Raw genomic sequence first — 2,122 nt, 5'->3', positions numbered from 1 at the left:
GCCCCCGGCGCCGTGGTCGCCGGCCCGGTGCCCTCGGGTGAGCGCTGGGCGGGCGCGCCCGCCGCCAGGCAGGGCAAGGCGCGGCGCTTCCGGCCCTCCGCCAGGCCGCCGCGCTCCCGGGGCTGGGAGCTGGCGTACGGCCTGTCGGCGATGTTCCTTAGCCTGATCCCGGTGGTCGCGGCCCTGTGCGGCCTGATCGTGCTGGAGGTGTTCGTCCGCGGGGCCGCGACGCTCGGGGAGGCGCTGCCCGCCGCCCTGTACGGTGTGGCGCCCGCCACGGTGACCTCGCTGGCCGCCTTCGCGCTGATCGTGCTGGTCTGCGTGCGGCTGCTCGGCATCTGCCTGCATCCCGGGCAGCACCCGGTGCACAGCCGCCCGGCGTGGCAGGCGTGGGCGACCGGCCGCCTGATGGCGGCGGCCCACGTCTGGCTGTTCCCGCTGTACGCGAGCATCCTGACCCCCGCGTGGCTGCGCGCCCTCGGGATGAAGGTCGGGCGCGACGTGGAGCTGTCGACGGTGCTCGCGCTGCCCACCATGACCACGGTCGGCGACGGCGCGTTCCTCGCCGACGACACGATGGTGGCCCCGTACGAGCTGGTCAACGGCAGCCTGCGGGTCGACCAGGTGCGCATCGGCAAGCGCGCCTTCCTCGGTAACTCGGGCATGACCGCTCCGGGCCGCAAGGTGCCGAAGGACGGGCTGGTGGGCGTGCTGTCGGCCGCCCCGAAGAAGGCCAAGGCCGGGTCGTCCTACCTCGGCCTGCCCCCCGTCGAGCTGCGCAGGACGGCCGAGGACGCCGACCGCAGCCGCACCTACGACCCGCCGCGCCGCCTCAAGGCCGCGCGCGCCGCCGTGGAGATCTGCCGGATCGTCCCGGCCATGTTCACCGTCGCGGTCGCCGTCCTGGTCGCCGCGACCCTGGAGTTCTTCGCGGCGTCCTTCGGCTTCGGGGTCGCGGCGCTGCTGGTCGGTCTCGTCCTGGCCGGTGCGGGAGTGCTGGCCGCCACGATCACGACGGCGGCCAAGTGGGCGCTGCTCGGCAGGATCGCCCCGGGGAACCGCCCGCTGTGGAGCTCGTTCGTCTGGCGCAACGAGCTGGCCGACAACTTCGTGGAGGTGCTGGCCGCTCCGTGGTTCGCCGAGGCCTGGCTCGGGACCGCTCCCCTCAGCCTGTGGCTGCGCTCGCTAGGGGCGCGCGTCGGCCGTGGCGTCTGGTGCGACACCTACTGGCTGCCGGAGGCGGACCTCGTCCGGCTCGGCGACGGGGTGACCGTGAACCGCGGCTGCGTGCTGCAGACCCACCTGTTCCATGACCGGGTCATGAGTATCGATAAGGTCGTACTGCGGGACGGGGCGACACTCGGCCCGCACGGAGTGGTCCTTCCCTCGGCGACCGTCGGGGAGAACACCACGGTCGGGCCCGCGTCCCTGGTGATGCGCGGCGAGTCCGTGCCTCCGCGGACCCGCTGGTTCGGAAACCCGATCGCGGCGTGGTCCTCTCCTTCGCCGAGATGATCCGGAAGGCATGACCGCACGTGAGCGTGGCACCGAGCACCTCTCGCCACTCCTACTTTCCGGAACGGGGCAACGACGGCTACTGGGTCGAGCACTACGACCTGTCCCTGGACTACCGCGTCGGGGCCAACCGCCTGCGCGCCGCCGCCACGCTCTCGGCGTTCGCGACACGGTCGCTGAGCGCGTTCACGCTCGACCTGGACGCGCTCCGGGTGACCGCGGTGCTGGTCGACGGGGCGCCGGCCCGCTTCGCCCACCACGGCGGCAAGCTCCGCGTCACCCCGGCGCGGACCTTGCAGGAGGGCACGCTGTTCTCCGCCGAGATCCGGTACGGGGGCAACCCGCGCCCGGTGCCGAGCCGCTGGGGCGGGCTGGGCTGGGAGCAGCTCACCGACGGAGTGATCGTCGCGAGCCAGCCGACCGGGGCGCCGTCGTGGTTTCCCTGCAACGACCAGCCGGGTGACAAGGCCAGCTACCGGATCTCGGTGACCACCGCCTCCCCGTACGAGGTGGCCGACCCGCAGCGGGCGCTCGGGCGGACGTCCGCCGAAGACGTCGTGCAGCGCGGACAGCTCGATCGCGTCGCCCAGGTGGGTGCCGGAGCCGT

1 protein-coding gene and 1 pseudogene are annotated in these 2,122 nt (G+C 73.6%); both read left to right on the top strand.

The features are described 5' to 3' along the window. On the top strand, nucleotides 1–1,515 hold a 1,515-nt coding region (locus AB0B89_RS36100; RefSeq protein ID WP_358562199.1), incomplete at its 5' end, for a Pls/PosA family non-ribosomal peptide synthetase. 20 nt (nucleotides 1,516–1,535) lie between these two features. Next, a pseudogene (locus AB0B89_RS36095) lies at nucleotides 1,536–2,122 on the top strand (hypothetical protein); the annotation flags it as partial.

Origin of the sequence: Sphaerisporangium sp. NPDC049002, from assembly GCF_040649355.1 — a bacterium.
Lineage (GTDB): Bacteria > Actinomycetota > Actinomycetes > Streptosporangiales > Streptosporangiaceae > Sphaerisporangium.
This window is presented reverse-complemented; position numbering and strand designations above follow the sequence as displayed.